The 23255-nt window shown below is 54.7% G+C and carries 17 protein-coding genes; 5 read left to right on the top strand and 12 right to left on the bottom strand.

Features of this window, described 5'->3' with window-relative positions; translation table 11 throughout:
• Window positions 1-70: 70 nt before the first annotated feature.
• The 3 genes from ACAW75_RS17145 to ACAW75_RS17135 form a co-directional block, all read right to left on the bottom strand.
• The gene (locus tag ACAW75_RS17145) at window positions 71-5011 is read right to left on the bottom strand and encodes an Ig-like domain-containing protein (RefSeq protein WP_370729967.1); all 4941 of its coding nucleotides are present in this window, start codon (window positions 5009-5011) and stop codon (window positions 71-73) included.
• A 158-nt stretch (window positions 5012-5169) separates the two neighbouring features.
• A complete protein-coding gene (locus tag ACAW75_RS17140) occupies window positions 5170-6723 on the bottom strand; it encodes an ABC transporter permease/substrate-binding protein (RefSeq protein WP_370729966.1) in 1554 nt (517 codons plus the stop codon).
• Window positions 6724-6786: 63 nt separating this feature from the next.
• A complete protein-coding gene (locus ACAW75_RS17135) occupies window positions 6787-7533 on the bottom strand; it encodes an ABC transporter ATP-binding protein (RefSeq protein WP_370729965.1) in 747 nt (248 codons plus the stop codon).
• Window positions 7534-7762: 229 nt separating this feature from the next.
• On the opposite strand from ACAW75_RS17135, the gene ACAW75_RS17130 reads away from it, so the two are divergent.
• The 3 genes from ACAW75_RS17130 (at window position 7763) to ACAW75_RS17120 (ending at window position 12642) form a co-directional block, all read left to right on the top strand.
• Window positions 7763-10693 carry a hypothetical protein gene (locus ACAW75_RS17130; RefSeq protein ID WP_370729964.1) on the top strand — a complete coding sequence of 977 codons (2931 nt, stop codon included), beginning with the start codon at window positions 7763-7765 and terminating at the stop codon, window positions 10691-10693.
• Window positions 10694-11009: 316 nt separating this feature from the next.
• Window positions 11010-12095: a recombinase RecA gene (recA, locus tag ACAW75_RS17125; RefSeq protein ID WP_370729963.1), complete on the top strand. Its 1086-nt coding sequence runs from the start codon at window positions 11010-11012 to the stop codon at window positions 12093-12095.
• A gap of 145 nt (window positions 12096-12240) precedes the next feature.
• On the top strand, window positions 12241-12642 hold the full coding sequence (locus tag ACAW75_RS17120; RefSeq protein ID WP_370729962.1) for a hypothetical protein: 402 nt from the start codon (window positions 12241-12243) through the stop codon (window positions 12640-12642).
• Window positions 12643-12673: 31 nt separating this feature from the next.
• On the opposite strand, the gene rnc is transcribed toward ACAW75_RS17120, so the two are convergent.
• Both rnc and ACAW75_RS17110 read right to left on the bottom strand, forming a co-directional pair.
• Window positions 12674-13441, bottom strand: a complete 768-nt coding sequence (gene rnc, locus ACAW75_RS17115) for a ribonuclease III (protein ID WP_370729961.1) — start codon at window positions 13439-13441, stop codon at window positions 12674-12676.
• A 147-nt stretch (window positions 13442-13588) separates the two neighbouring features.
• Window positions 13589-13828 (bottom strand): acyl carrier protein, encoded by a 240-nt coding sequence (locus ACAW75_RS17110; RefSeq protein WP_085412421.1) that lies wholly within the window; start codon window positions 13826-13828, stop codon window positions 13589-13591.
• A 264-nt stretch (window positions 13829-14092) separates the two neighbouring features.
• Between ACAW75_RS17110 and kdsA the strand changes: the two genes are divergently transcribed.
• Entirely contained in the window at window positions 14093-14902 is an 810-nt protein-coding gene (kdsA, locus tag ACAW75_RS17105; RefSeq protein ID WP_370729960.1) for a 3-deoxy-8-phosphooctulonate synthase, read from the top strand.
• A 191-nt stretch (window positions 14903-15093) separates the two neighbouring features.
• Here the strand turns inward: kdsA and ACAW75_RS17100 are convergent, their stop codons facing one another.
• From ACAW75_RS17100 to ACAW75_RS17075, 6 genes are all read right to left on the bottom strand, one after another.
• A complete protein-coding gene (locus ACAW75_RS17100) occupies window positions 15094-15414 on the bottom strand; it encodes a DUF5615 family PIN-like protein (protein WP_370730000.1) in 321 nt (106 codons plus the stop codon).
• A 29-nt stretch (window positions 15415-15443) separates the two neighbouring features.
• On the bottom strand, window positions 15444-15680 hold the full coding sequence (locus ACAW75_RS17095) for a DUF433 domain-containing protein (RefSeq protein WP_370729959.1): 237 nt from the start codon (window positions 15678-15680) through the stop codon (window positions 15444-15446).
• Between the two features lie 37 nt (window positions 15681-15717).
• Window positions 15718-18207, bottom strand: a complete 2490-nt coding sequence (thrA, locus tag ACAW75_RS17090; RefSeq protein ID WP_370729958.1) for a bifunctional aspartate kinase/homoserine dehydrogenase I — start codon at window positions 18205-18207, stop codon at window positions 15718-15720.
• 220 nt (window positions 18208-18427) lie between these two features.
• The gene (locus ACAW75_RS17085; protein WP_370729957.1) at window positions 18428-18844 is read right to left on the bottom strand and encodes a hypothetical protein; all 417 of its coding nucleotides are present in this window, start codon (window positions 18842-18844) and stop codon (window positions 18428-18430) included.
• Window positions 18845-19036: 192 nt separating this feature from the next.
• Window positions 19037-19174 (bottom strand): hypothetical protein, encoded by a 138-nt coding sequence (locus tag ACAW75_RS17080; RefSeq protein ID WP_370729956.1) that lies wholly within the window; start codon window positions 19172-19174, stop codon window positions 19037-19039.
• Complete coding sequence (locus tag ACAW75_RS17075; protein ID WP_370729955.1) at window positions 19171-19404, bottom strand: hypothetical protein; 234 nt, start codon at window positions 19402-19404, stop codon at window positions 19171-19173. The genes ACAW75_RS17080 and ACAW75_RS17075 overlap by 4 nt, the downstream gene beginning before the upstream one ends.
• Before the next feature lie 307 nt (window positions 19405-19711).
• Between ACAW75_RS17075 and ACAW75_RS17070 the strand changes: the two genes are divergently transcribed.
• On the top strand, window positions 19712-22381 hold the full coding sequence (locus ACAW75_RS17070) for a hypothetical protein (protein ID WP_370729954.1): 2670 nt from the start codon (window positions 19712-19714) through the stop codon (window positions 22379-22381).
• Window positions 22382-22540: 159 nt separating this feature from the next.
• Here the strand turns inward: ACAW75_RS17070 and ACAW75_RS17065 are convergent, their stop codons facing one another.
• A complete protein-coding gene (locus tag ACAW75_RS17065) occupies window positions 22541-23191 on the bottom strand; it encodes an oxidoreductase (protein ID WP_370729953.1) in 651 nt (216 codons plus the stop codon).
• Window positions 23192-23255 lie beyond the last annotated feature (64 nt).

Here is a 23255-nt window from a genome sequence, read left to right as displayed (position 1 = left end):
ACGTACCTGAAACTAAAAAGGGCTGAACTCGCATTGAGTTCAGCCCTTTTTAGTTTCAGGTACGTTGGTATTAGAGCTTCATTATTTTCCGGACAGTCCGGTGCTCGCCTACCTGAACGTTCAGCAAGTATAGCCCGGCGGGCTGCTGACTGAGGTCAAGTACGGTTTGCCGGGTGTCTGTCTGCCGGTTCAGGACAGGCATACCCGTCAGGTCACGAAGTGTCAGTTGGGCGGGTGCCTGGGAGGTCAATGGCAGGTCGATCGCTACTGTGAGCAGGTGCTGCGTAGGCACCGGATAAAGCGATACGGTGTTCAACAGCGGATTCTCTACGGCCAGCAGTGGGAGCACCGTGACCAGCGCAGTACCCGATACGGGACCGGCACTGCTACAGTTGTTGCTTACCGCCGTCAGGAAATAGCTCGCCGTTTTGGGGGGCACCACCGATAAGATATGCGGGTTGGCATTGGTCTGGAAGGTGCTGGTTGTCTGCTGGGTGCCATCAACAGTATAGCTGTAGCTGACGGCCCAGGGTCCGTCGCCACCCAGCGCAATGCTCAGGCTGGCCGGGCTACCTTCGTAGACATCCTGCATACCGGTCAATACGGCAGACGGTAGCCCGCGAACCGTTAGCACCGTAGGGCTACGCAGCCCCGGTACTTCAGCGCCGGGGTTGGTGGCCAGTACCCGCACAAAATAAGGCCCGCCTTTCAGGGTGGCCGGGAGCAGTGCATTGAGCGAAGGCCCTGCACTCGCCTCTGATACGTCGACGTAGTTCTTCGACGTTGTATCGGCTACCTGTACTTTGAAGGCATTACCTGCGTTGAACACACCCGTTGTGGTAAAGGTAACGGCAAACCCGGTGCCCGCGCAGACCGTTCCGGCGGTGAGCGCCTGGGTACTGATGGTTGGAATAGTAACCGCAACGGTGGCCGTGGCAGGGTTACCCGGCAGCCCACTACCGCAAACATTCGACACGCTGGCTACCCGGTACGTGGTGGTTTGCAGAGGCTTCACCGATACCGATGACAGGGTATCGTTGGCGATCCCCGAAGTGCCATCGGTGAGGGTATAGGCGTAGGGCGGTGAGCTGGTGAACAGGAGCTTCAAGGAGGCCGACTGGCCGTAATTGACGGTTGTAGAGCCAAGTAACCCCAGGGTTGGGTTGGTATTAATCACCAGCCGGATAGTGCTGCGTGGACTAACACAACCACCGCTCGAAACCGAGTAGACCTGGTATTTTTCACCGCCCTTGGTGGCATTGGCCGTGGGGGGAGTTGGGTTAACCTCACTGGCGGGTAGCAACTGACCGTTCGGGTCAAACCAGCGGAGCCCCGGACCGGTGGCTTCCAGCGGACGGGCCACATCGTTACGGCAGTACGTCACCAGCGACGACGATACTACCGGGGCAGGGTTAGCCTGCACTGTCACGCGCAACAGGGCCTTATCGCTAACGCAGTTGTTGACAGTCTGGGTTACCCGATAATCAACGGCATAGGTATTGGTAACGGCCGGTGTGGGCACGAATCCTTCCGGGAAGGCATTATCATCCACAAAATACCAGCGAAGGTTTTGGCCCTGAGCCGATAGGGGTTGCACCGTCTGCTTGGGTTGATCGGGGTTGTTGCTGCTTTCGAGGCAATACGTAACGGCCTGTGTGGCGGGTGGGGCCGGTTTGGGCTGAACAACCACCGAGTAGTCAATCTTTGGCCCTTCACAACCCTCTGTCGATTGCGACACCCGGTATAAGAAGGTACGCGCTACATCGGTATTGATAACGGGCGACGTCGAACCGAGCGGACTGTTATTGGCGTCGTAATACTTCAGATCGCTCCCATTGGCCTGAAGGGCGCGACCGGGCGCAAACTGACAAAGCTGAAACGGCGTAATGCCTGGCAGGCCCGGCGTTGATTTTACCCGCGCCGTCACGGTCACCCGATCACTACGACAGCCACTCAACTCCTGCAATACCTGATACGTGTACGTCCTTACGGCGTCGTTCTGCGGCGTTGGGCCCGTTGCGGTTTCCCGGCCGTCAACTACCCAGATGATCGAGGCGTTATTTTCGGGGGTGGCGGTCAGCGTTGGCGCGCTGTATGTCTGGCAAAACTCCACATTGGTAGTGGTGCTCGGCAAAGCTGGCTTACGCTTCACGGTGACGTTGATCTGTTGCCGGAGGCTTTCGCACCCGTTAATGGTCTGTGTCACGAAGAACTGCTGGGGTGTGCCTACGTTAGCCGCCGCCGTGCTGGGCGTAGGGGCCTGCCCGGTACCCGATCCGCCCGTGGTCGTGGTATACCAGAGCAACCCCTGCCCCGAGGCCACGATAGATGTTGCGGCATCTTCCGCACAATAGTCGCGGGGCTGGGTGAAGGTAGGGTTGGCCGGAATCGCATACACAGGGACGCTGTAGGTAGCCTTTGGCCCTTCGCAGCCATCGATGGATTGCGACACTTTGTACACCACCGTGGTGACCTGACTGGTGCTTGGCGAGGGAGCCGTAGCCCCCAGCAGCAGGTCATTACTATCGTAATATTTTAAGTCTGAACCCGAGGCCTGAAGCGGGCGTGACTCGCGGTTAAAGCAAAGCGAATAGGCCGTGAGCGTTGGCTGGCCGGGCGTTTGTTTTACCGTAACCGACACGGTAGCCTGGTCGCTGCGGCAGCCGTCGGCTATCTGTAGCACCTGATACGTGTAGGTACGGGCTACCGTATTGGGAACAGCCGGAGGCGTCGTTGTTTCGACCCCGTTGTTTACCCAGATGAGCGACGCACCGCTCTCGGCCAGGGCCGACAGACTCGACGCTGGCGAGTTCTGGCAGAAGGCCGGGCTGCTGATATTGGTGGGCAGACCTGGCTTGCGTTTCACCGTGACGGAGAGCGACTGCCGCCCGCCCTCGCAGTTGTTGACTGTCTGCGATACGTAAAATTGCTGCGGCGTACCTACGTTGGATGCTGCCGTGCTGGGCGTAGGGGCCTGTGAAACGCCGGTCCCACCAGAGGCCGTGGTATACCAGAGCAGGTTCTGACCAGTTGCCGAGAGGGGGGCAGGTGACTCGCCGGCGCAGTAGGTCCGGGAAAGAGCCGATGTGGGCAGGCCAGGCAGGCTGTTTACCGTAACGGTGGCTGTGATGCGGTTACTAGGGCACCCGTTAACGACCTGACGGAAATAAACAGGTACGTTGCCACCCGCTGTTGAAATGGTAAACGTGCTGCCCGTTGTGGTGGCTGTTGGCGCCGACGCCGACGCGAACCATTCAATACTCTGGCCGGTAGCGGTAATCGTCTGCGTAGCACCCGTTCCTGAGTTTTGGCAAAATGGCCCGTTGCCCGTGGCGTTCAGCGCCGGATCGCCCGGCTTGGGATTGACCGTCACGGTAAAGGCCGTGCTTTTTGGCCCTTCGCAACTACCGATGAGCTGACTAACCTGATACTGTTTAGTGCTGGTTGGCGCGGAAATAGACGCGGTGGTAGTCGTGGTGTTGTCGGTCAGGTTGTACCACTTCACCGAGGTGGCCCCGCCGGTTGCCGTGGCTGTCAGCGTGCCGGGTGTATTGTCGGCGCAATAGGTAGCCGGTGGCGTGAACGAAGGGGCCGAACTGGGAGTTGGGTTGATCGTGATGGTGGCTGAAATGCGATTACTGGCGCACCCGTTGACGACCTGTCGGAAATAGACAGGTACGTTGCCGCCTGCCGTAGAGATAACAAAAGTGCTGCCCGTAGAAACTGCCGGTGTTGACGTATTCGACGCGAACCATTCGAGGTTCAGGCCAGTGGCCGTGATGGTTTGCGTGGCGTTGGTCCCTGAGTTTTGGCAGAACGGCCCGTTACCCGTGGCGTTCAGCGCCGGATCGCCCGGCTTCTGCGTAACGGCTACGGTAAAGGCCGAGCTCTTTGGCCCTTCGCAACTACCGATGAACTGACTGATCTGATACTGTTTGGTGCTGGACGGGGCAGGAATAGTTGAGGTAGTAGCCGTGGTATTGTCGGTCAGGTTATACCATTTTACAGAGGTGGCCCCGGCCGAGAGGTTCGCGCTCAAAGGGCCCGGAACGTTATCTGAACAGTAAGCCGAAGACGGGAGGTTCGTGGATGGCGCTGTCGTTGGCGCGGCATTGACGGTCACCGTAGCCACTGTTGTGCTTGAGCCTGCGCACCCGCGGCTATCAAACTGGCTGATGGTGTAGGTGTACGTGCCCGTTGTTTGTGGGGTGGTGATGCTGGCACCTGTCTGTGTACCACTCGATGAGACCCATTGAATGGTGGAGGCAACACCCGTACTGGTTGGCGAGGCTATCAGCTGGGCAGGCCCCTGACCCGGACAGAAAGCAGCCGGTGGCGTAAACGATGGTCCACCGGTAGGCGCCGAGGTGGTTACCGTCACCGCTGTTTTGGCGCTTTTACAGCCATTGATTGTCTGGGTTACGTAGTAGGTGACGGGCGTGCTCGTGGTCGGTACGTTGTAGGTGCCTCCTGTAGCAACGACCGGTGCGGCTGCGGCCGAGCCATTGTACCATTCAATCACGCCAGTACCGCTAGCCGTGATGGGCTGTGAACCCGAATTTGGGCAGAACGTATACAACCCCGACTGGCCGGGCGTGGGTGTGTTGGTACCGATAATGACCGCACTAGGGGTTTGGTTACTGGTGCGGACGGGGGTGGTCGATACTACCCGAAAACGATAGTTGGCGCCGTATGTAACGGTACCCAGGTTTCCCGAAACGGTTAAGGTCGACGCACTGGTTGGGGCAGATGCCAGACTGGCTACCACCACTGGACTGGCAGAAAAAAGGCCATTTTCGTCCGACTGTTGCAGCGAGAAAATATTGCCGGCTGTGAACACGCCCGTTGTCGAAAAGGTGAGCGAAACGGTCGAGTTAGAGCAAAGATTTGTGGCGGGGGATATGTTCGACGTAACGTTGATTGCCTGCGCATTGGCCAGATTGATGGCGGCGAGGCTAACCAAGATCGTCATCCACCCAGCCAGATAACGGCGAGTAAAAGACCAATCCATACTGAAAATTTATGAGTTAGAAGTAATTACAGCCCTAAAGGTAGTGGATTTAACCAGAGCAGAAGTTTAAGCTTCACCCTAAAGCCTACCCAAAATCGTAGTTTAATCCAATAAATGAGCCTTATGTCATCTTTGATCAAAAACCAGACCAGATCGCGCTACCGTGGCTGGCTGACGTAGGCTGTCAGGGCAGAGATCGAGGGTATGGCCAGGGCCTGTGCGTCTGAACGGCGCATCATCAGGCAGTAGGCGTTATTGAATCCAAGCGGTTTTCGCCATTGCAAGCCGTACCGTTGGCTAAAGGCCTGACCAACATAACGGTAAACGGCATCGGGGTTGCCGCCCAGCGAGTCAAGCGTTGGTTGTTTCGGTTGCAGAATGACCAGTAGGCCGGTGCCCGTATATTCAGGGTAAAAGTCGATGGCACCGGTACGCAGGGCGTCGAAACAGAGTTGCGTTCCGCCAAAACCGGTCTTCGACTGCACACTCAGCGATGTGTACCCTTCAATCAATTGCCGGTAGATTTCGGCCAGAATATATTGCTCCGTAAAGACTTTCGACCCCATCACCACCTGCCCTTGCCGGGCCCCGGAAGGAGTGCGTAGTAGGCCTGCCCGACTCAGAAATTCCCGCGCTACCTGCCCGGGTGACTGGTGCAGGTAATCGGCGCGGTAATTCAGGTCGGTCATGATTGAATCGGTGAGGCGCCCGGCGAGCCGATCCAGCGTGGGGCCGAGTTCCGGGTACGTTCGTAAAGTTGCTTCGCGAACGAGCGGGGCGGCGGCATAGGGAGGAAACGCGTGTTTGTCGTCGTTGAGGACCACCAGATCGAACGCTTTAATGCGCCCGTCGGTAGAGTACCCGCTGATCACGTCGACTTTTCGGGTGCGTATCGCTTCATACATCAGGTTCTGGTCGAGCAGCCGATTCGAGATACGGAGGCCATACGTTTTTTGCAGTCCCGGATACCCATCGGCCCGTCCGCCGAACTCATGCGCAAACCCCGCCAGCAACGTTGTCTGGCCGGTACGGGGCAGCAGATAGGCCGATGAAAGGAGCGGCAACAGCAGCAGCCACAGGCGGGTTCGGCCGCGCAGTTGTCCCCAGTTCACGCGTTGCAGCCGGGCCAGTGCCCAGTCGAAAAGCACGGCGAGTAAGGCCGCTGGAATGGCCCCCGCCAGCATCATGTTGGTGTTGTTGAGCGCAATGCCGCCGAAGATGAATTCGCCCAGCCCACCCGCCGCCACATAAGCGGCCAGGGTAGCTACCCCCACGTTGATGACCGTTGCCGTGCGTATACCTGCGAAAATAACGGGTAAGGCCAGTGGCAGTTCAATCCGACGCAACACCTGCCCGTTGGTCATGCCCATGCCCCGTGCGGCTTCGGTGAGGGTTGGACTCACTTCCGTGATGCCCACGTATGTGTTGCGGATAATAGGCAGCAGTGCGTACAGAAACAGGGCCATCAACGCTGGTCCCGCACCAATGCCCAGTAAGGGAATCAGAAAACCAAGGAGTGCGATGCTGGGCACCGTTTGTAATACGCCTGCTACCCCCAGCACCGCCGATGCTACCCGTCGGCGTTTGGCAATGACGATCCCCAGTGGCAGACCAATAAGCAGGGCCAGTAACAACGAGCCAAACGTTAACCCGATATGGGTCAGGGTCTGCTCGAGCAGCTTAGCCGCGTTTTCGCGTAGAAATGTGAGCATAGTTCAGTGGGCAGTTAGCAATGGCTTCGCTCAGGCATATGAGCCGTGTAGCAACGCTGTTGGTCATAGCGCCATGTATTCGTTGACGAAGCTGGTGGCGGGCTGGTGGCGCAGTTCGTCGGGTGTGCCGAGCTGAACAACCCGGCCAGCGTCCATCAGGGCAATGCGGTCGCCAAGATCAACGGCTTCGCGCACGTCGTGGGTGACCAGCACTATTGTTTTCTGTTGCAATGCGTCGAGTTCCCGAAACTCGCGCCGAATGGCGGCCCGCGTGATAGGGTCGAGCGCACCGAACGGTTCATCCATCAGAATAATCGGCGGGTCGGCGGCCAGCGCGCGGGCCAGTCCGATACGCTGCCGCTGCCCGCCACTAAGCTGATCAGGAAAGCGGTCGAGGACCGTATCGGGCAATCGGAGCATGACCAGCAGTTCCTGGGTACGTTGCCGGATGCGGGTATCGTCCCAGTTCAGCAGGCGGGGCACTACGGCAATGTTGTCGGCTACGGTATAATGCGGAAACAGCCCCGCATCCTGAATCACGTACCCAATGCGCCGGCGCAACATATGTGGCTCCTGCTGCCCAACAGCCTGGCCATTGATCATGACCTCGCCCGAGTCGGCATCGATCAGTCGGTTGATCATCTTCAGGGTAGTGGTTTTGCCGCAGCCCGATGTACCCAGCAGCACCAGTGTTTCGCCCGTTGGAATGGTCAGCGTGAGGGTATCAACGACTGCCCGGTCGTGGTACCGTTTCGTCACGTTGGTCAGGGATATGGCGGCGGGCCTGTCAACCGATTTGGGTAGTGTCATAGTGAAGAGGAGGGGGCGGCTTCCGTTTGGTGGTGGCTGCCAGGTGAGTAACCCATTGAGCAGGCATCCGGTTTAATGGCACCCAAAAAAGCGGATTACGCAGACGCTGTATCACCGCTGGGTACGTTGTCGGTACGTTCAGTAAAAATAGCCGCCACAACGTAAATAGGCTACGTGCATGGGGTCGTACCTTGCTGCCGCAGCCTGTTACGTATCCCTGTTTCGCCCTATGCTTACCCTTCGTGCCCGCCTGGCCCAGTTTGTGGAGCAACAGGCCGCTAACCGCGTATTCTGGCTACTGATCACGGGCCTGACAAGCGCGCTGATCGGTTTTATTGAGCGGCAGTTCAACGGGAGCGATATCCACGCGCTGGCCGGTCAGTATTTCGATACGGGCGTTACCCCAACGGTACTCATCAGAGACTGGCCACCCGAGCGCCAGTGGCTGGCCTGGCTGGAACTGGCCGTCGACACGCTGCTGTTTCTACCAGCCTATGTGGTGACGCTGGCCATCTGGTGCCGTTATTTTTCGGACAATAGCCTGTTTGTCACCAACAAGTTCAGGCCGTTGCTGAAACTGATCATGCAATGCGCCGGCTTATGGATTCGCCGGCTGCTGGTGGTAGGAGCACTGGCCGATCTTATCGAGAACGGAACAATGGCAGGCTGGTTGCTCGATCAGCCGGGGCTCTTGTCGGGCGGGGGCATGCTGGTTGTGCGGCTGCTGAAGTTTTTGCCAACGGGGGCGGCGGTATTTTTTATCCTCCTGCATCCACTGGGCATCATGCTCTCCGTTCGGGAGGCTTTCTTCGGGCTTATCGGCATCGATCGCTACAATCAGGATGCCGTTCGACACCGCTTGCTCTACCACATTGATCGGCGGCGGCGGACCGATCTGGACATTCGGCATGCCGTGCATCGGTTACGGGCGCAAAAAACGACCACGGCTGTCTCGTCGTTATCCGTTGGCCGGTACGTCAACACGCTTTGGAAAGGCTTTCTGAATGTTCAGTTCGTGGTATACCTGCTGCTGTTCATGTTCGGCGTTTTCCAGCTTGATCAGTTCGACGAGCTGTTCTACTTCCTGCTGACCGAGCGGCGTGGCGTGTGGGTGGTGTTGTTCACGTTGCTGGCCCTTTGCCTCTGGAGTGGCATGGTATACGTCAGCAGTAAAATCCTGTTGTTCATTCAGCCCAATTTCTTCGACGGTGTAGACCCCGACAAAGTAGATTCAACCGCCCGGGCGCTCGACAAGATCGGGAGCGAACTGCGACTGCTGCGGAACACCCCCCTCTGGCTGTCGCACGCGCCCTTCCTGCTGCTGTTTCTGACGCTCGCGCTCAACTTTAGCCGACTGGCCTCCATTGAGCAGAGAACGCCTGATTTTGCCTTCAAATACGCCAGTATTCTACTGGCATTATCGGCGGTCTACGCCCTGTTTTCGATCGTAATCTACCGTATCCATTACTACTCCGACAAAGAAAGCCGGCCCGAACGGCGCTGGTCGTTTGCCCTGTTCAAAGCCGATTCGCCCGCCAGTGATTATGCCCTGCTCGTTGATCGGGCACCGTATAGTATTTTGTATGGTCAGGGCGTGTTGGTCATCCTGTTATTGCTGTTTATCCCATCGTCGACGGGGCTGGCGCTATCGAAAGGCATTGGCCTGTACGCCATCGTGATGATCTGGCTAACCGGGCTGGCCTACCTGGGTACGTTGCTGTATCAGTTCAACCAGCTGCCCAAATATCCGGTGCTGGTCGGGCTGTTGCTGGCCGTGCTTATTTTTTCCCGGTTCAACGACAACAGCGCTATTCGGCAAAGTCCGGTCAGGGTGAACTCCGCAACCGGCGAGCCCGACACCACTGCCCGTCGGCCCAGCGTAGAGGCGTATTACACCCAATGGCTAAAAACCAGGCATGCCTTTCGGGATAGCACGCCATTGCCCGTGGTGGTGATCGCTACGGCGGGTGGTGGAATCAGAGCAACGGCCTGGACAACCGAGTCGCTGATTGCGCTCAATAAACAGATTCCCGGCTTCGACCACCACGTGTTTGCCATTAGCGGGGTATCGGGGGGTGGGGTAGGGGCGGCCACCTACGTGGCCATTCTGGCCGGGCAGGGCACGGTTCCGGTTAGTCAGTCGCTGGCTTCGTTTCCCGATAGTATTGTGTCGCGCCTGCGGAATGTAGTCACGGAAGACCTGGTGTCACCTGCCGTGGCATCGATGCTGTTTCGGGGTAGTCTGCACAATTTTATGCCGCTGCCAGTTCCCTCTATTGATCGGAACCGCTGGCTGGAAGATGCCTGGGAGCAACGCCTGCTGACTACGCAGCATATGCCTAACGATGCCGTTCGTGGTCAGTTGACCGAGTCATTCCTATCGTTATGGCCCAGTGCCGCTACGCTAGCCAGCGACTCGCTGAGCATACCATCGTTGTTACTGAACGGAGCCGTAGCCGAAACGGGCCAGAAAATCGTGATGAGCAACCTGGACCTGGGCAATACCAGCGACCGGCTGAACCCGTTCTACGATGTGGCCGACCTGTTTGCCAGTACCAGTCACGATGTGCCCTACAAAACGGCGACCTTTCTTTGTGCCCGCTTTCCGTTTGTCACAAGTGGCGGCAAGGCAACGGGCATGTTGCCCAACATCACGACCGATTGCGACCAAACGAGCTACCACATTATCGACGGCGGTTATGCCGAAAATACGGGCATTGTCACCGCCGTGCAGTTAATCAAAAAGCTGCAGCGCGTCAGTGACAGTCTGGCCCTGCCCATGGCCAGGCCTGCTCCGCTTCGGCGGCCGGTGGTCTATTATCTGCTGTTTCTGCCCAACTATGCCGCTTCCGAAGCCAAAGGGTCTGTCAGTACGTTCCGGTTTCTGGCCGAACCCGTTAAAGGGTTCCTAAATACCTGGGACCGAAACGGAGTCAGTCTCGACCAACTGATTGGCCGCACGCTCCAGCGCGACAGGCGGGCATTGAGCTTCGATTATGCCAGTCTGATGCTGAACACCAAGAAGCACCGATACCCCCTGGGCTGGTATATCTCGCCCACGGCCGTCGGTAAAATGAGCAGTCAGGCGCAGGCCGATGTGACCAGTCAGCTAAGGGTGTCGTCATCGGTATTCGGGCAACTGAAACGGCAGATTCGCTAATGGTCTGTATCAACTTTGCTCCCCGCCTTAAGGGGAGCCCGCTGACACAGGGACATTCTTTACGCGAGGTTATCCAGCCGCCAGCGGGCTTCTTTCTGAGCGGGGACAAAGCGGGCAAAAAACTGATGTTAATTTAATTTTTAACTTATTGACTTCTAGTTAATTAACCCTGGTGGATGCGAACTTGTTGGAGCGCTGTCACAAGCCATCCAGACCTGGTTCAGGTACGTTGCCGATGCCATGATTTCATTGTAAAAACTGCTTGGAAAAGCCGCAAAAAAGTCGTAATTTTATTGAGTTAAACAACCCCGTAAACATGGCAAAATCCGATTCTGCTACGGCCACAGCAACTGCTAATGACAATAAGCTGAAAGCCCTTCAAACCACAATTGAAAAGTTAGATAAAGCCTTTGGTAAAGGTACCGTGATGCGGCTGAGCGAGAGCAAAGTCGTTGACGTACCGGTGATCTCGACTGGCTCGCTGGGCCTTGATCTGGCCCTGGGCATCGGTGGTTTACCACGCGGCCGGGTCGTTGAAATATACGGTCCTGAATCGTCGGGTAAAACTACCCTGACGATGCACGCCATTGCCGAAGCACAAAAAGCCGGTGGCCTGGCTGCCTTCATCGACGCCGAACATGCCTTCGATCGTACTTACGCCGAAAAGCTGGGTATTGACATAAGTAACCTGTTGATTGCCCAGCCCGACAACGGCGAGCAGGCGCTTGAAATTGCCGAACACCTGATCAGCTCGGGTGCCATCGACATCATCGTTATCGACTCAGTGGCGGCGCTGGTGCCCAAAGCGGAAATCGAAGGCGAGATGGGCGAAAGCAAGATGGGTCTGCAAGCCCGTCTGATGTCGCAGGCCCTGCGGAAACTGACCGGTACGATCAACAAAACGCAGTGCTGCTGTATCTTCATTAACCAGCTGCGGGAGAAGATCGGCGTGATGTTCGGTAACCCCGAAACAACAACCGGTGGTAACGCCCTGAAATTCTACGCCTCAGTACGGATCGACATTCGCCGGATCGGGCAGATCAAAGAAGGTGCCGATAATGTGGTTGGTAACCGGACCAAAGTGAAAGTGGTGAAAAACAAACTGGCGGCTCCTTTCAAAGTCGTTGAATTCGATATCATGTATGGTCAGGGTATCTCGAAAGTCGGTGAAATCCTTGATCTGGCTGTTGAGATGGAGATCGTGAAGAAATCAGGGTCATGGTTCTCATACGGTACCAGCCGCCTGGCTCAGGGCCGCGATGCCGTGAAAGACCTGATTCTCGATAACCCTGAGTTGATGGCTGAACTGGAAGGCAAAATCCGCTCGAAAATCGCCGATGACGAGGAAGCCCTGGTTGATCCGCTGGGCGGCATCGAAGACGAAGGCGAAATCGAGGATTAATCTGTCAGTCGCAACGTACCGACAAAAAAGGCTGTCTCCTACCTGGAGACAGCCTTTTTTGTCGGTACGTTGCTGGCATACGTGATGGCCTGTGCGACTAATTAAATTGGTCAGGCACGTACCTACAACATAGCCTCGTCCTATTATGGAAGAAGATGAGTTTGCCCTGGAAATAAGCGTTACCTTGTACGGCGCTGAATTTTCGCCCCGTAAACTTCTATCAATGAGTACGTTGGTATTTTCGTATCATCATGAGAAAGGAGACGAGTTTCGGCGGAAAACGTATGTGGGTATTTACGGAAATGGCGCTGCCCGGCTCACGGTGTCAGTAAAGTCGCTGGCTGAACGGGATAGCCAGTTTGACAGATTGCTCGACATGGTTGTCGATAATTACCAGGCCATTCAGGCAAGTGGTGCTACCGACATTGACATTCTGGTAGCTGTTTTTCGCTCGATACAGGGAAACTGGGCCGCCACAGCAGCGCACATTCAGAAGATAGCCTCAGTTAACGGTTCGCTTGCCGTAACGTATTACAGGAAAGACTAAAGCCCCGTGGCTGGCGCCAGCAACGTATCCGTTATTTCAGCTGTAATTTATTGAAGGCTTCTTCGGCGGCAGACTGTTCTGCTTTTTTCTTGCTGTAGCCACTACCGGTGGCGAACGGCTCGTCGTTAACGATCACCTGGGCAATAAATTCACGAAACTGGCTGCTGCCCTGCTCCGAAATTATTTCGAAACGGAGGTCTTTGCCTTCCCGCTGCGCCCATTCGATCAGGCGGCTTTTGAAGTTACCATTGTTGTTCACTACGGCATCGAGGTCGTAGTGGGTCAGCAACTTTTTAAGAATAAAGCTCCGGGTGAAATTGAAGCCTTTATCCAGGTAAACGGCGCCGACCAGCGCTTCAAGGGCATCTCCGTACATCGACGTCCGGGCGGGCATCAACCGACCGCGTTGCCCATCGTATTCAATCAGATTGTCGAGACCAATCTTCCGCGAGATCGTATTGAGCATTTCGCGGTTGACGATCCGCGACCGGATCTCAGTCAGGAATCCTTCGTCTTTGAAGGGGTATTTCTTAAAGAGGTATTCGGCAATGACCATTCCCAGTACCGCATCGCCAAGGTACTCGAGCCGTTCGTTCGACTCACGAAAGCCGGTAATGCGCGACTCTTTCGAGGCCGACGTGTGCAGGACGGCCAGTTGGTAAACACCTATGCGTGAGGGCGATTCGCCAATAATGTGCGCAATAGCCTGGCGCAGTTGCCGACGTCGGTTCTTCTCGTCGGAAGAGCTAAACCAATTGGCAAAGGGTTGCTTGAAGAAGCTGGGCAATGCGAGATCCACAAAAAAAGCGGCAAAAAGGTCGAAAAGAGCTGACGGCTGAGCGGGGCCAGAATCGGCTGTAGTCAATACGCCAGAGCGGCGTAAGAAAAGAGAGATGACCGGGATTAGCCTGTTGGCTAATACCCGGCCATGCTGAATGCGTTGAGCTTACTTGCCCGTGTTCTCGTCCAGGTATTTGATCGCCTGACCTACCGTGGTGATGCTCTCAGCCTGATCGTCGGGGATTTGTACGTTGAACTCTTTTTCAAATTCCATAATCAGTTCGACCGTGTCGAGCGAATCGGCACCAAGGTCGTTCGTAAAGCTTGCTTCCGGCGTAACTTCCGACGGATCAACACCTAATTTATCAACGATGATTTGCTTTACTTTTTCAGAAGTCTGAGACATTTCGGTAGTCCTTTTGTGTTAAAAAACTTCGCAAAGAAAACACTTTACCAACGGAAAGCCAAACAATTTTTGCACCCTACCAACGTTTACTGTACTTTTCTGGGTACGTATAACCGTCTAGTAATAAGTTTATTACCTGCAAATAATTAACATTTCCGGCTGGTTGCTCTACTAAACTCCACTGATTCAATAGTGTATGGTTAGGCCCGCTTCGCATTGTCAGCCTTGTACCTTTGTCGGGTTATATCGTCAAATTTGATCGTCATGCAGATTCCCAAACTCAAACATACCGACAGTAACCGTTTTTTCCTGATGGCCGGCCCCTGTGCTATTGAAGGCCGCGATATGGCCCTGCGTATTGCCGAGCGGATTGTGGGAATCACGGATCGCTTACAGATTCCGTACATCTTCAAAGGGTCGTACCGGAAAGCCAACCGGACCAAGCTGAATTCATTTACCGGCATCGGCGATGAACTGGCCCTGTCTATTCTGGAAGAGGTTGGCCGCACCTTCGACATTCCGACGGTAACCGACATTCATGAGTCCCACGAGGCGGCTATGGCGGCACCACACGTCGACGTATTGCAGATTCCGGCTTTTTTGTGCCGCCAGACTGAATTGCTCGAAGCGGCTGCTAAAACGGGCCGAGCCGTTAACGTGAAAAAAGGACAGTTTCTGTCGGGCGAGAGTATGGGCTTTGCCGTTGAAAAAGTAAAAGCGGCCAACCCTGAAGCGGTCGTTTTCCTGACCGACCGGGGCAATTCGTTTGGCTACGGCGATCTGGTAGTTGATTATCGGAACCTGCCGGCCATGCAGGCGCATGGCGTGCCCGTCGTGATGGATTGCACCCATTCGCTACAACAACCCAACCAGGCGTCGGGCGTGACAGGGGGCAAACCAGCGCTGATTGCGACCATTGCCAAAGCCGCCATTGCGGTAGGGGCCAACGGTCTGTTCATTGAAACACACATGAACCCTGCCGAAGCCAAATCGGATGGGGCCAACATGTTACCACTCGATCAACTGGAAACGCTGCTGGAACGCCTCGTGCGCGTTCGGGAGGCTATTCTATAAGTAAATGATGAGGGGTAAGCGAACGTAGCGCGTGCAGCTAACCGCCTCGCTGTCGTCGAAGTAAGTCAAAAGGCCCCATTTTCCCGACACTCCTAACGAGGAGAGAGCCGGAAAATGGGGCCTTTTGACTTACTAACCTTATCCCAGATAGCTCCCGATGCTGACCAGATCGGCGAAGACACCAGAGGCCGTTACTCGTGGACTAGATAAGCTTCGTTTGTTAACTCGATAAATGAATGACTACTAAAAAGAACGTCTATTTCGTCGATAGTAGCACGAAATAAATCGAGTAGCTTACGATTCTTTATGTTGCCAGTAGTTAACAACAAAAGCTGTGGTGGTACTTTATGGAGGAGATAACTATCTTGGAAATCAGTGTCTTTAGTTATGACTATCCTATTCTCTTTAGTTGCCAGCACGCGGATATATTGATCTCCAGTACGTTCCCGATCAGGTAGGTCGTCAGTATGAACTACATCAAAATGACGTTGCCTTAATACTACTGCTAGCAGATACGGGAGTTAGGCATCAATAAGGTACTTCACGCTAGCATACGGTGAATGCTTTTTACATCAGAAAGTCGGGCAGCGTAGGCAAAACAAGCTCTTATATCTGCCTCTTCCAGGGCCGGATAATCTGCCAGAATCTCTTCCGTTGTCATGCCGGCAGACAGCAAATCTAGAACCATCGTTACCGGGTAACGCATGTTCCGAATAGTAGGCTTACCATGACAGATGTCCGGGTTTAGCGTAATTCGTTGTAGCAGATTCTCGCTCATGATTGGTTGCACTCATTAACACGAAGATAACCTAATCTTACCCCAGATAGCTCCCGATGCTGACCAGATCGGCGAAGACACCGGAGGCCGTTACTTCGGCACCGGCACCAGGGCCTTTGATCACCAGCGGGCGTTCTTTGTAGCGTTCGGTCGTAAACGAAATGATATTGTCGGCGCCGGTGAGTTGGTAAAAGGGGTGTTCGGGACCAACGCCACGCAGGCCGATCACGGCCTTGCCGTTCTCGAAGGTGGCAATCATTCGCAGTTTTTCGCCATTGGCGGCGGCTTCGTTCAGTATACGCTCAAAGTAATCGTTCTCGGCTTTAAGGGCGTCGAAAAAGGTGGGGATCGTAGGCGCATCGAGGCAGGAAGGGGGGAGAATGTTTTCTACCGTTACGTCTTCCGGCTCCAGTGGAAACCCGGCCTCACGGGCCAGAATCAGGATTTTACGGGCCACGTCCTGGCCGCTGAGGTCGTCGCGTGGATCGGGTTCGGTGTAGCCTTTTTCCTTGGCTTCACGCACCACGTCAACGAACGACGTACCTGGCCTGAACGTGTTGAAAATATACGATAACGTACCGGACAGAATTGCTTCGATCTTCAGGAACCGGTCGCCGGAGGTGAGCAGGCCCTGAAGTGTGTTGATGATGGGCAAGCCCGCCCCCACGTTGGTTTCGTACAGAAATTTTACGCCGCGATTCAGCGCTGTGCGTTGCAGGCGGCGGTACTCGGCATACGAACCGGAATTAGCCACTTTATTGGGCGTCACCACCGAAATGTTGGCGTCGAGCAGCGATTCGTAATGTTGCACAATGTCTTTGTCTGACGTGCAGTCGATAAAGACCGAGTTGGGCAGGTTGTATGACTTTATTTTCTCGAAGAAAGCTGGTAACGACGTGGTTACACCGTCTGTTTGCTGAAACTCTTTCCAGGTATGCAGGTCCAGCCCGTTCGGATTCAGCACCATTTTCCGGGTGTTCGACAGGCCGACTACGCAGATTTTCAGCAGTTTTTCCTGCCGCAGGAACTCGGCCTGTGCGTTGATCTGCCGCAATAGCGTTTGCCCGATCAGACCGGTACCGACCAGAAATACGTTCAGTACGCGGGCTTCCGACTGGAAGAAAACGTTGTGCAGGGCATTCAGCGCTTTCGACAGGTTATTTTTCGTGACCACGACCGAGATGTTGATTTCCGATGATCCCTGCGCCACGGCCACGATGTTGACCCCGTTTTTGCCCAGCACCGAAAACAACTTACCGGCAATACCCGACGATTTACGCATGCCTTCGCCTACGGTGGCAATGATGCTCAGGTCGCGCTCGATGCTGATGTTGTCGATATGTCCGCTGGCGATTTCGGTCGCAAACTCATCGTCCAGAATAGCCCGAACCCGGTCGGCGCCTTTCGGGTCGATGGCGAAGCAGATGGAGTGTTCCGACGAGGCCTGCGAGATCAGGATGACGCTGATTTTGTGTTGGGCCAGAATGCCGAACAGCTTGGCCGATACCCCCGCCACGCCGATCATCCCCGATCCCTGCACGTTGACCAGCGCCACATCGTCGATACTCGAAATACCCGTGATCGTGTACTGCCGACGGTCGGCGGTCCGGCTTACCAACGTACCTGGATGGTCGGCATTAAACGTGTTGAGTACGCGGATCGGGATATTACGGGCAAAGGCGGGCTGGAGGCTGGGCGGATAGATCACTTTGGCCCCGAAATGGCTCAACTCCATGGCTTCCGCGTACGTAATCGTCGGAATATTGAAGGCGTTGGGCACCTTGCGCGGGTCGGCGGTCATCATGCCGTCAACGTCGGTCCAGATGTCGATCACCTCGGCGTTGAGGGCTGCCCCCAGAATACTGGCGGTGTAGTCGGAACCGCCCCGGCCCAGCGTGGTTGTTTCGCCTTTTTCGGTCGACCCAATAAAGCCCGTCACAAATTGAACGGGCGACGACCCCGCTCCGGCGGGGCTGGCTCCCCCTGAATGGCTCCCGAAGAACCCCTGAATCAGTGGATTCGTGAGCGTATAATTCACTTCGGCATGACCAAACTGACCATCGGTTTTGATCAAATCGCGGGCATCGCAGAACGCGGCGGGAATACCCGTCGATTTAGTGCATTCAGCCACGACCAGGTTCGATAGCCGTTCGCCGAAACTCATAATGAGGTCCATCGTGCGGGGCGTCAGTTCGCGAATGAGCGATACGCCCCGGAGCAAATCCTCCAGCTCATTGATCACCCCGCGAACGGCCGCAAATACCCGGCTTTGCTCTTTCACCGGAATAATGGCCTTCACGACGTTGAAATGCCGGTCTTCGATGCGCCGAACCAGTTCCATGTAGTCGATCTGGCCATTGGTCGCCATCCGGCCAATTTCGATGAGCTGATTAGTAACGCCGCCCATGGCCGACAGCACAACGACAATGGGTGTTTCCTGACTGCGGTGGGTAGCAACGATGCGGATAACCTGCCGGATGCTCTCGATGGAGCCAACCGACGTACCGCCGAATTTAAGAATATGCATGAAGGCGAACGAGTAAGCTACAAAAGAGTGAAAGAAGGGGAGAGTGAAAGAGTGACCATTCTCTACAGTAACAAACAGCCTGTTCGTAGGTGTTTTGAAGAGTCACTCTTTCACTCGTCCATTCTTTCACTCTTTACATGAAGCAAGCGCAAATATAAGGCCACAACGCTGGTAAGTGCCCAGTACCAGCGTTTTCTGCTGGGAGCGACCCGAAAACTGCTTAGGATGCGGATCGCCGACGTACCTGCCCACCCGCCCCTACTGCAATCGGTGCTATATTTGATGTGCTGATTTTTACCAACATAATGCCCGCCAGTCCACTCACGGATCTTTGAATCCGAGGGCGTTTGCTCAAAATAATGCAATTTGTAGCCCAGTCATTGGTGAGTAGAAAAAGCTTGACCCCAACGCAAACAACTCGAAAATAACCTTTGACAAGCCGCCGACCGCCTTCGGGTCGGCTCGGATCCGAAAGCTTCCGAATAATCAACGCCCTTGCCGGGGCGAAACCCACTACCTTGCCGACCTGCTTGCCCGCTACCGCCAACCGGTCAGCGAAATTAGCAACCGCGCCAACGCCCTCTAGTCTGGCTTCGATGCCACCAACGCTCATTACGGGCAGGCCGAAGAAGCCCATTCAGGTCGCAAGCCAGCAATTAGCCGACTTCGACCCGCCCACAGCCTCACCGTGCAACGTACCCAGCAAGCCAAAGTAGGCCAAACCGCCCGCGAGCTAAAGGGCGAACGGGGATGTAGCAACTGAAAAGACCCCGGTGGGGCCGGGGTCTGAGAGTACATTGTATGTCATATGCGGAAACGTTTTCACCGATTATGCGATGGCAACCTCGGTTAGGGTAGTGTGCCGAATGGGGAGCCGGGCAAGCCCATTCATCATGACTAGTTTGCAGGCCAGCAGAAAGACGATGAGCTGAATGCAAACGCGCACAAGGCGGGGGTGTTTTTTCATACAACCATTTGGGTTAACGTGTGAGAACCAAGCAACAGAATCACGACCAGATGGGCCATGACCCCGATCAGAAAGTGGCTGCCGTGTTTCTTCAACGTAACCCAACGACCAAGCCCAGGCGTGGGCAAGACGGTCGTTTTGGTGGGTACGTTGCGGCGCGAGCCAGGTACGCGTGTGTGTTGACGAACGTCGACGCCAAGTGTGATGGACAGTGTTACTAAGGTTTTCATGTTGTTTATTATTAATTGTTTGAAACACTCCGCAGGTCCCTCCCACGGGAAACCAACGTTACTACAGAAAATTCGGCTTGTCAAGCGTCTGGCAAACTTTTTGTATGATAAAATAGAATTAGACATTATTTTATTACTGTCTTTGGAGAAAATATAATTGTCTGGCCAAAGATAATTTTGGGTACTGACAAGATCGGAACTGGCCGGGACGTTCCCTCTTTCTGTCCGGGACATTCTCTATTTTGTACTGGACAAAACTTAGAATAGCTTTACATCTGGTTCTAATCTGTCCTCACTGTGCCGATAAATGTCCAAGAAAAAAAGCTCCGCCGATCTCGACTTATCACACCAACAACTCGCCCAACTGACTGACCTACTCCTGCTGCTTCACGAGCGATACGGATCCGATAACCGGTTTGCCGACATGGTGCAGAAACTGGATGAATTGGGACCAGAATGGACAGCCACCGGCATCAAATGGAAGAATGTCAAGTCATTGCGCCGTGAGCTTGAAGCCTTGTTTACCTACCTTACCGAGCACAACATAACCCTGGTTACTCCCCTTGGGGCGAAGACATACCCCACCCAAGCCCAGATTGCGGAGCGGGTTCTGAAACGGCAGATAATTGCACAAGAAGGGGGCAAGCCAGAGTCATTTGCGTTTCAGAACCGGAAGAGCCTAAAGGATTTCCTAAATGCTCTTATCCGGCAGTTTGTAAAACACGACGTGCAGGGAAACCCAGTTGTCAAGGAGGGGCGCTATGAGTTGAAGCCGAAAGATGAAACGACCCTGAACGAAACCCGCCGGTACACCGCCTATTTCTGGCATCTCATCGACCACGATGAAGACACTAAAGACCTGACAGGGCGCGTAGTACAGGGGCACCTGGTGATCTTAGGCGACTGGCAGAAGGCTACGTTCAGCTATGTACAGCCGAGTCATAAACCGGGACCCGAACGGTGGAGATACTACCAGAGCAAAGTCCAGAAAAACGATAAATACAACGAGAAAATCACTAACCTGCCCACCAACTATTATCTGTATTTCACCGAGACAAATGCCAAAGGCGACCCCCACGACCATCCTAGCCGATTAATGGTTGTGTTGGCTGTTGACCCTGCTCACGACGACCGAAACGTACTGTACGGTACCTTTGCCGGAGCCGACCCCAAATATGGGCACCCTATTCATGGCCGGGCCTTTCTGATTGGCGACACATACCTACGTTCTGGCAGCGAAGCCACTAAAGGAGCCAACGCACTCAAGCAGCAACGGGCCGATCTGGAGAATTTCGCCCACACGCAGGTGGCCTACCAAACCCGAACGACCCTGGGGATTGGGAGCTCGTTTGCCGACCCCACGAAGATTCATGGTTTGGCGGCTTGGAAACGCCACAGCCACCTGTTCAGGAAACCACTGCATGGCTATTTCTTTCAGTCGGTTATCGATCAGGAACGAAATATAATCAAACGGAATCTGGTCCATTTTATCCTCACCGTCGATCTGTCGCAGCCAACCGGGGCCAAGGCCCCTGCCATTATTACTTACGACAATACCGCACTGAAGGCCGAAAAAACCACCGCCCGGCAGGTTGAAATTAATGAGGCGGTTGTCGTTGATGCGTTAGGGCAGGCAGGCGGCACCGTCTCCTTGGAGGATGACTGGCCACCTGCCAACGACAGCCTCCTTACTAGCGATGAAGAAGCCGATGTAGCGGCCGATGAAGGTCCCGTTGAGCAGGGCTATGTAGCGATCGAATCGTATACTAACCCTGACTTTATAGCCTATCGGGGTTTGTTCAATTTCAGTTCCGATACGCAACGGTTCAAACTCGATATGCAGTTCAAACGTAGTACGACTCCAGATTGCTCCTGGTACGTCGGTACGATATCTGGGTTAAACCGGAATCGTACCCAGCTGTTGTCGGGACGTTTCGCGTTACGGCATGACCCATTAGACCGTGAATGGTTAGCGGCAGACAAACTCGGTACGTTGTTGCTCCAGAAAGAACCCACTTTGGGGGCTTATCTGTTGGAAGTTGATCAGCAGGTGCCTTCCGAAACACTGCCGCTCTATACCGAACTGGGTTGGCCGCACCTGCCCAGGATAAATAAGGAGGCCAAGGAACTCCGTTTCGACGAAAAACTGGCTGGCCAGTATGGTTGCTATGCCGTTGTGCGCTTACCAACCAATCCCCTCCGAATTGAACTGGAGGAATACGCGATAGCCTGCTATCCGATTCGGATTTATGAAGATGGTCGGTTTACGATCAAATGTGCCGGTCAGATTGAGTTGAGGGGACGGGCGTTTAGCTACGTACCCAATCGGCTATACCTTTATGTCGATGCCCGCCCCGATGAGCCTCAACCCCTGCACCTCGACGCGGCCTTCCACGTACAATCCAAAACACCGATAATGCTGGCGTTTGGCATCTCGAACCGCTTTGCCGACCCAGACGTGAAGCCGGAAGCGCGTATGGAAGCACTGGTAAAACTGCAAGGCACTACCTACCACGAATGCCCCTACCGGGAATATGATCCGTTGAATAATGATGATTATCAATTGCTTGAAAATCAGGCTTCTAATCTTGGGAAGAGCCTGAGTGGACGTGTGAATCGACTGATTAGACCCAACTCAAATTTATTGCCTAACATGCCGATTCCGGCGAATACGCGGACGGAGCCTTTTCGAAGGCTGCATATTCGGGCCGCTCTTTATGAAATTAAGTACGGCGTAGTAAACGATAAGAATCTGCTGAATGTAAAAAGCCTGTTGACCGATGCTTATCTGCACGGTCTTGGGGCTGGTGAGGGCGACGTAACGTACCTGAAAGAGCAAGCAAAGAACGTAGGTGATTCCATGGAGCGTTGGAAAGCTGTGAAAGATGATGAGAGGGATGGGAGAGATAAACTAATTGAAGAGTTTCACCGCCTCTGGCCGACGCTCTCAGACGAGGCTCTGTTCAAGTCAGTCTGATAAGACATCGCTTATTACAGCAGGCGGGAGAGGTCAATCTCGAAATTGGTCCGGTTTATTACGCTGTGCTCCAGGTACGTCAGCAATGCCATTGATGCTCTTTACAAAGCGACCCGTCCCGAGAGGCAGCATATGACAAGGTAAGACACCAGCAGTTTATTAATACCGCTGCAACTCGTCTGACTGGAAGATGTGCTGGCCAGTGCGTTGCTGCTGCATGGCTGCCAGCATGGCGTTGGCTACTTTTTCGGCGTCGATGGCTTTATATTTGGCGGGGATCAGCGGGGCAACCAGACGCATGACACCGCTACCGATGCGTTCGCCCAATCGTTTCTCGCCCCGATCGCCCAAAAGCAGCGACGGCCGGAAGATCAGTAGGGTAGGGTAATTCAGGGCCGTGAGGTCGCGCTCTACATCGCCTTTTACCTGGTTGTAGAAAATTGACGAGGACGAACTGGCACCCATCGCCGTGACGATGGCGAACTGTGACGCACCGTTCTCCAGCCCTAGCCGGGCAATGTCGAGCGGGTACTGATAGTCAACTTTGCGAAAAGCGTCTTTCGAGCCCGCTTTTTTGATGGTGGTACCGAGGCAACAGAAAATATCATCGGCCCGGACCAGCAAGCCATTAGGATGATCGAAGTCGAATGGAACCTCCTGTAGTCGGGGATGCTGCCAGGTTAGTGGCTTACGGGTAAGGACCTGAACGCGGTCGTAGGCTGTTGACTCAACAAGGCGGTGCGTCAGGATGTCGCCGATCAGGCCAGTTGCTCCTACTACTAACGCCGTTTTTAGACCGAAACTATTCATTTGTGTTTGATGAAAGCATTTGTAGAATCATTCGGCGCATTTTCGCTAATTTCCCCTCCGGGCC

This window comes from Fibrella arboris, from assembly GCF_041321095.1.
GTDB classification, from domain to species: Bacteria; Bacteroidota; Bacteroidia; order Cytophagales; family Spirosomataceae; genus Fibrella; species Fibrella arboris.
This window is presented reverse-complemented; position numbering and strand designations above follow the sequence as displayed.

What these genes read in the sequence shown, in the direction of transcription:
- ACAW75_RS17145 (WP_370729967.1), bottom strand. Translation starts at nt 5,011, where the DNA reads ATGGATTGGTCTTTTACTCGCCGTTATCTGGCTGGGTGGATGACGATC.
- ACAW75_RS17140 (WP_370729966.1), bottom strand. Translation starts at nt 6,723, where the DNA reads ATGCTCACATTTCTACGCGAAAACGCGGCTAAGCTGCTCGAGCAGACC.
- ACAW75_RS17135 (WP_370729965.1), bottom strand. Translation starts at nt 7,533, where the DNA reads ATGACACTACCCAAATCGGTTGACAGGCCCGCCGCCATATCCCTGACC.
- ACAW75_RS17130 (WP_370729964.1), top strand. Translation starts at nt 7,763, where the DNA reads ATGCTTACCCTTCGTGCCCGCCTGGCCCAGTTTGTGGAGCAACAGGCC.
- recA (WP_370729963.1), top strand. Translation starts at nt 11,010, where the DNA reads ATGGCAAAATCCGATTCTGCTACGGCCACAGCAACTGCTAATGACAAT.
- ACAW75_RS17120 (WP_370729962.1), top strand. Translation starts at nt 12,241, where the DNA reads ATGGAAGAAGATGAGTTTGCCCTGGAAATAAGCGTTACCTTGTACGGC.
- ACAW75_RS17110 (WP_085412421.1), bottom strand. Translation starts at nt 13,828, where the DNA reads ATGTCTCAGACTTCTGAAAAAGTAAAGCAAATCATCGTTGATAAATTA.
- kdsA (WP_370729960.1), top strand. Translation starts at nt 14,093, where the DNA reads ATGCAGATTCCCAAACTCAAACATACCGACAGTAACCGTTTTTTCCTG.
- ACAW75_RS17095 (WP_370729959.1), bottom strand. Translation starts at nt 15,680, where the DNA reads ATGAGCGAGAATCTGCTACAACGAATTACGCTAAACCCGGACATCTGT.
- thrA (WP_370729958.1), bottom strand. Translation starts at nt 18,207, where the DNA reads ATGCATATTCTTAAATTCGGCGGTACGTCGGTTGGCTCCATCGAGAGC.
- ACAW75_RS17085 (WP_370729957.1), bottom strand. Translation starts at nt 18,844, where the DNA reads ATGGGCTTCTTCGGCCTGCCCGTAATGAGCGTTGGTGGCATCGAAGCC.
- ACAW75_RS17080 (WP_370729956.1), bottom strand. Translation starts at nt 19,174, where the DNA reads ATGAAAAAACACCCCCGCCTTGTGCGCGTTTGCATTCAGCTCATCGTC.
- ACAW75_RS17075 (WP_370729955.1), bottom strand. Translation starts at nt 19,404, where the DNA reads ATGAAAACCTTAGTAACACTGTCCATCACACTTGGCGTCGACGTTCGT.
- ACAW75_RS17070 (WP_370729954.1), top strand. Translation starts at nt 19,712, where the DNA reads ATGTCCAAGAAAAAAAGCTCCGCCGATCTCGACTTATCACACCAACAA.
- ACAW75_RS17065 (WP_370729953.1), bottom strand. Translation starts at nt 23,191, where the DNA reads ATGAATAGTTTCGGTCTAAAAACGGCGTTAGTAGTAGGAGCAACTGGC.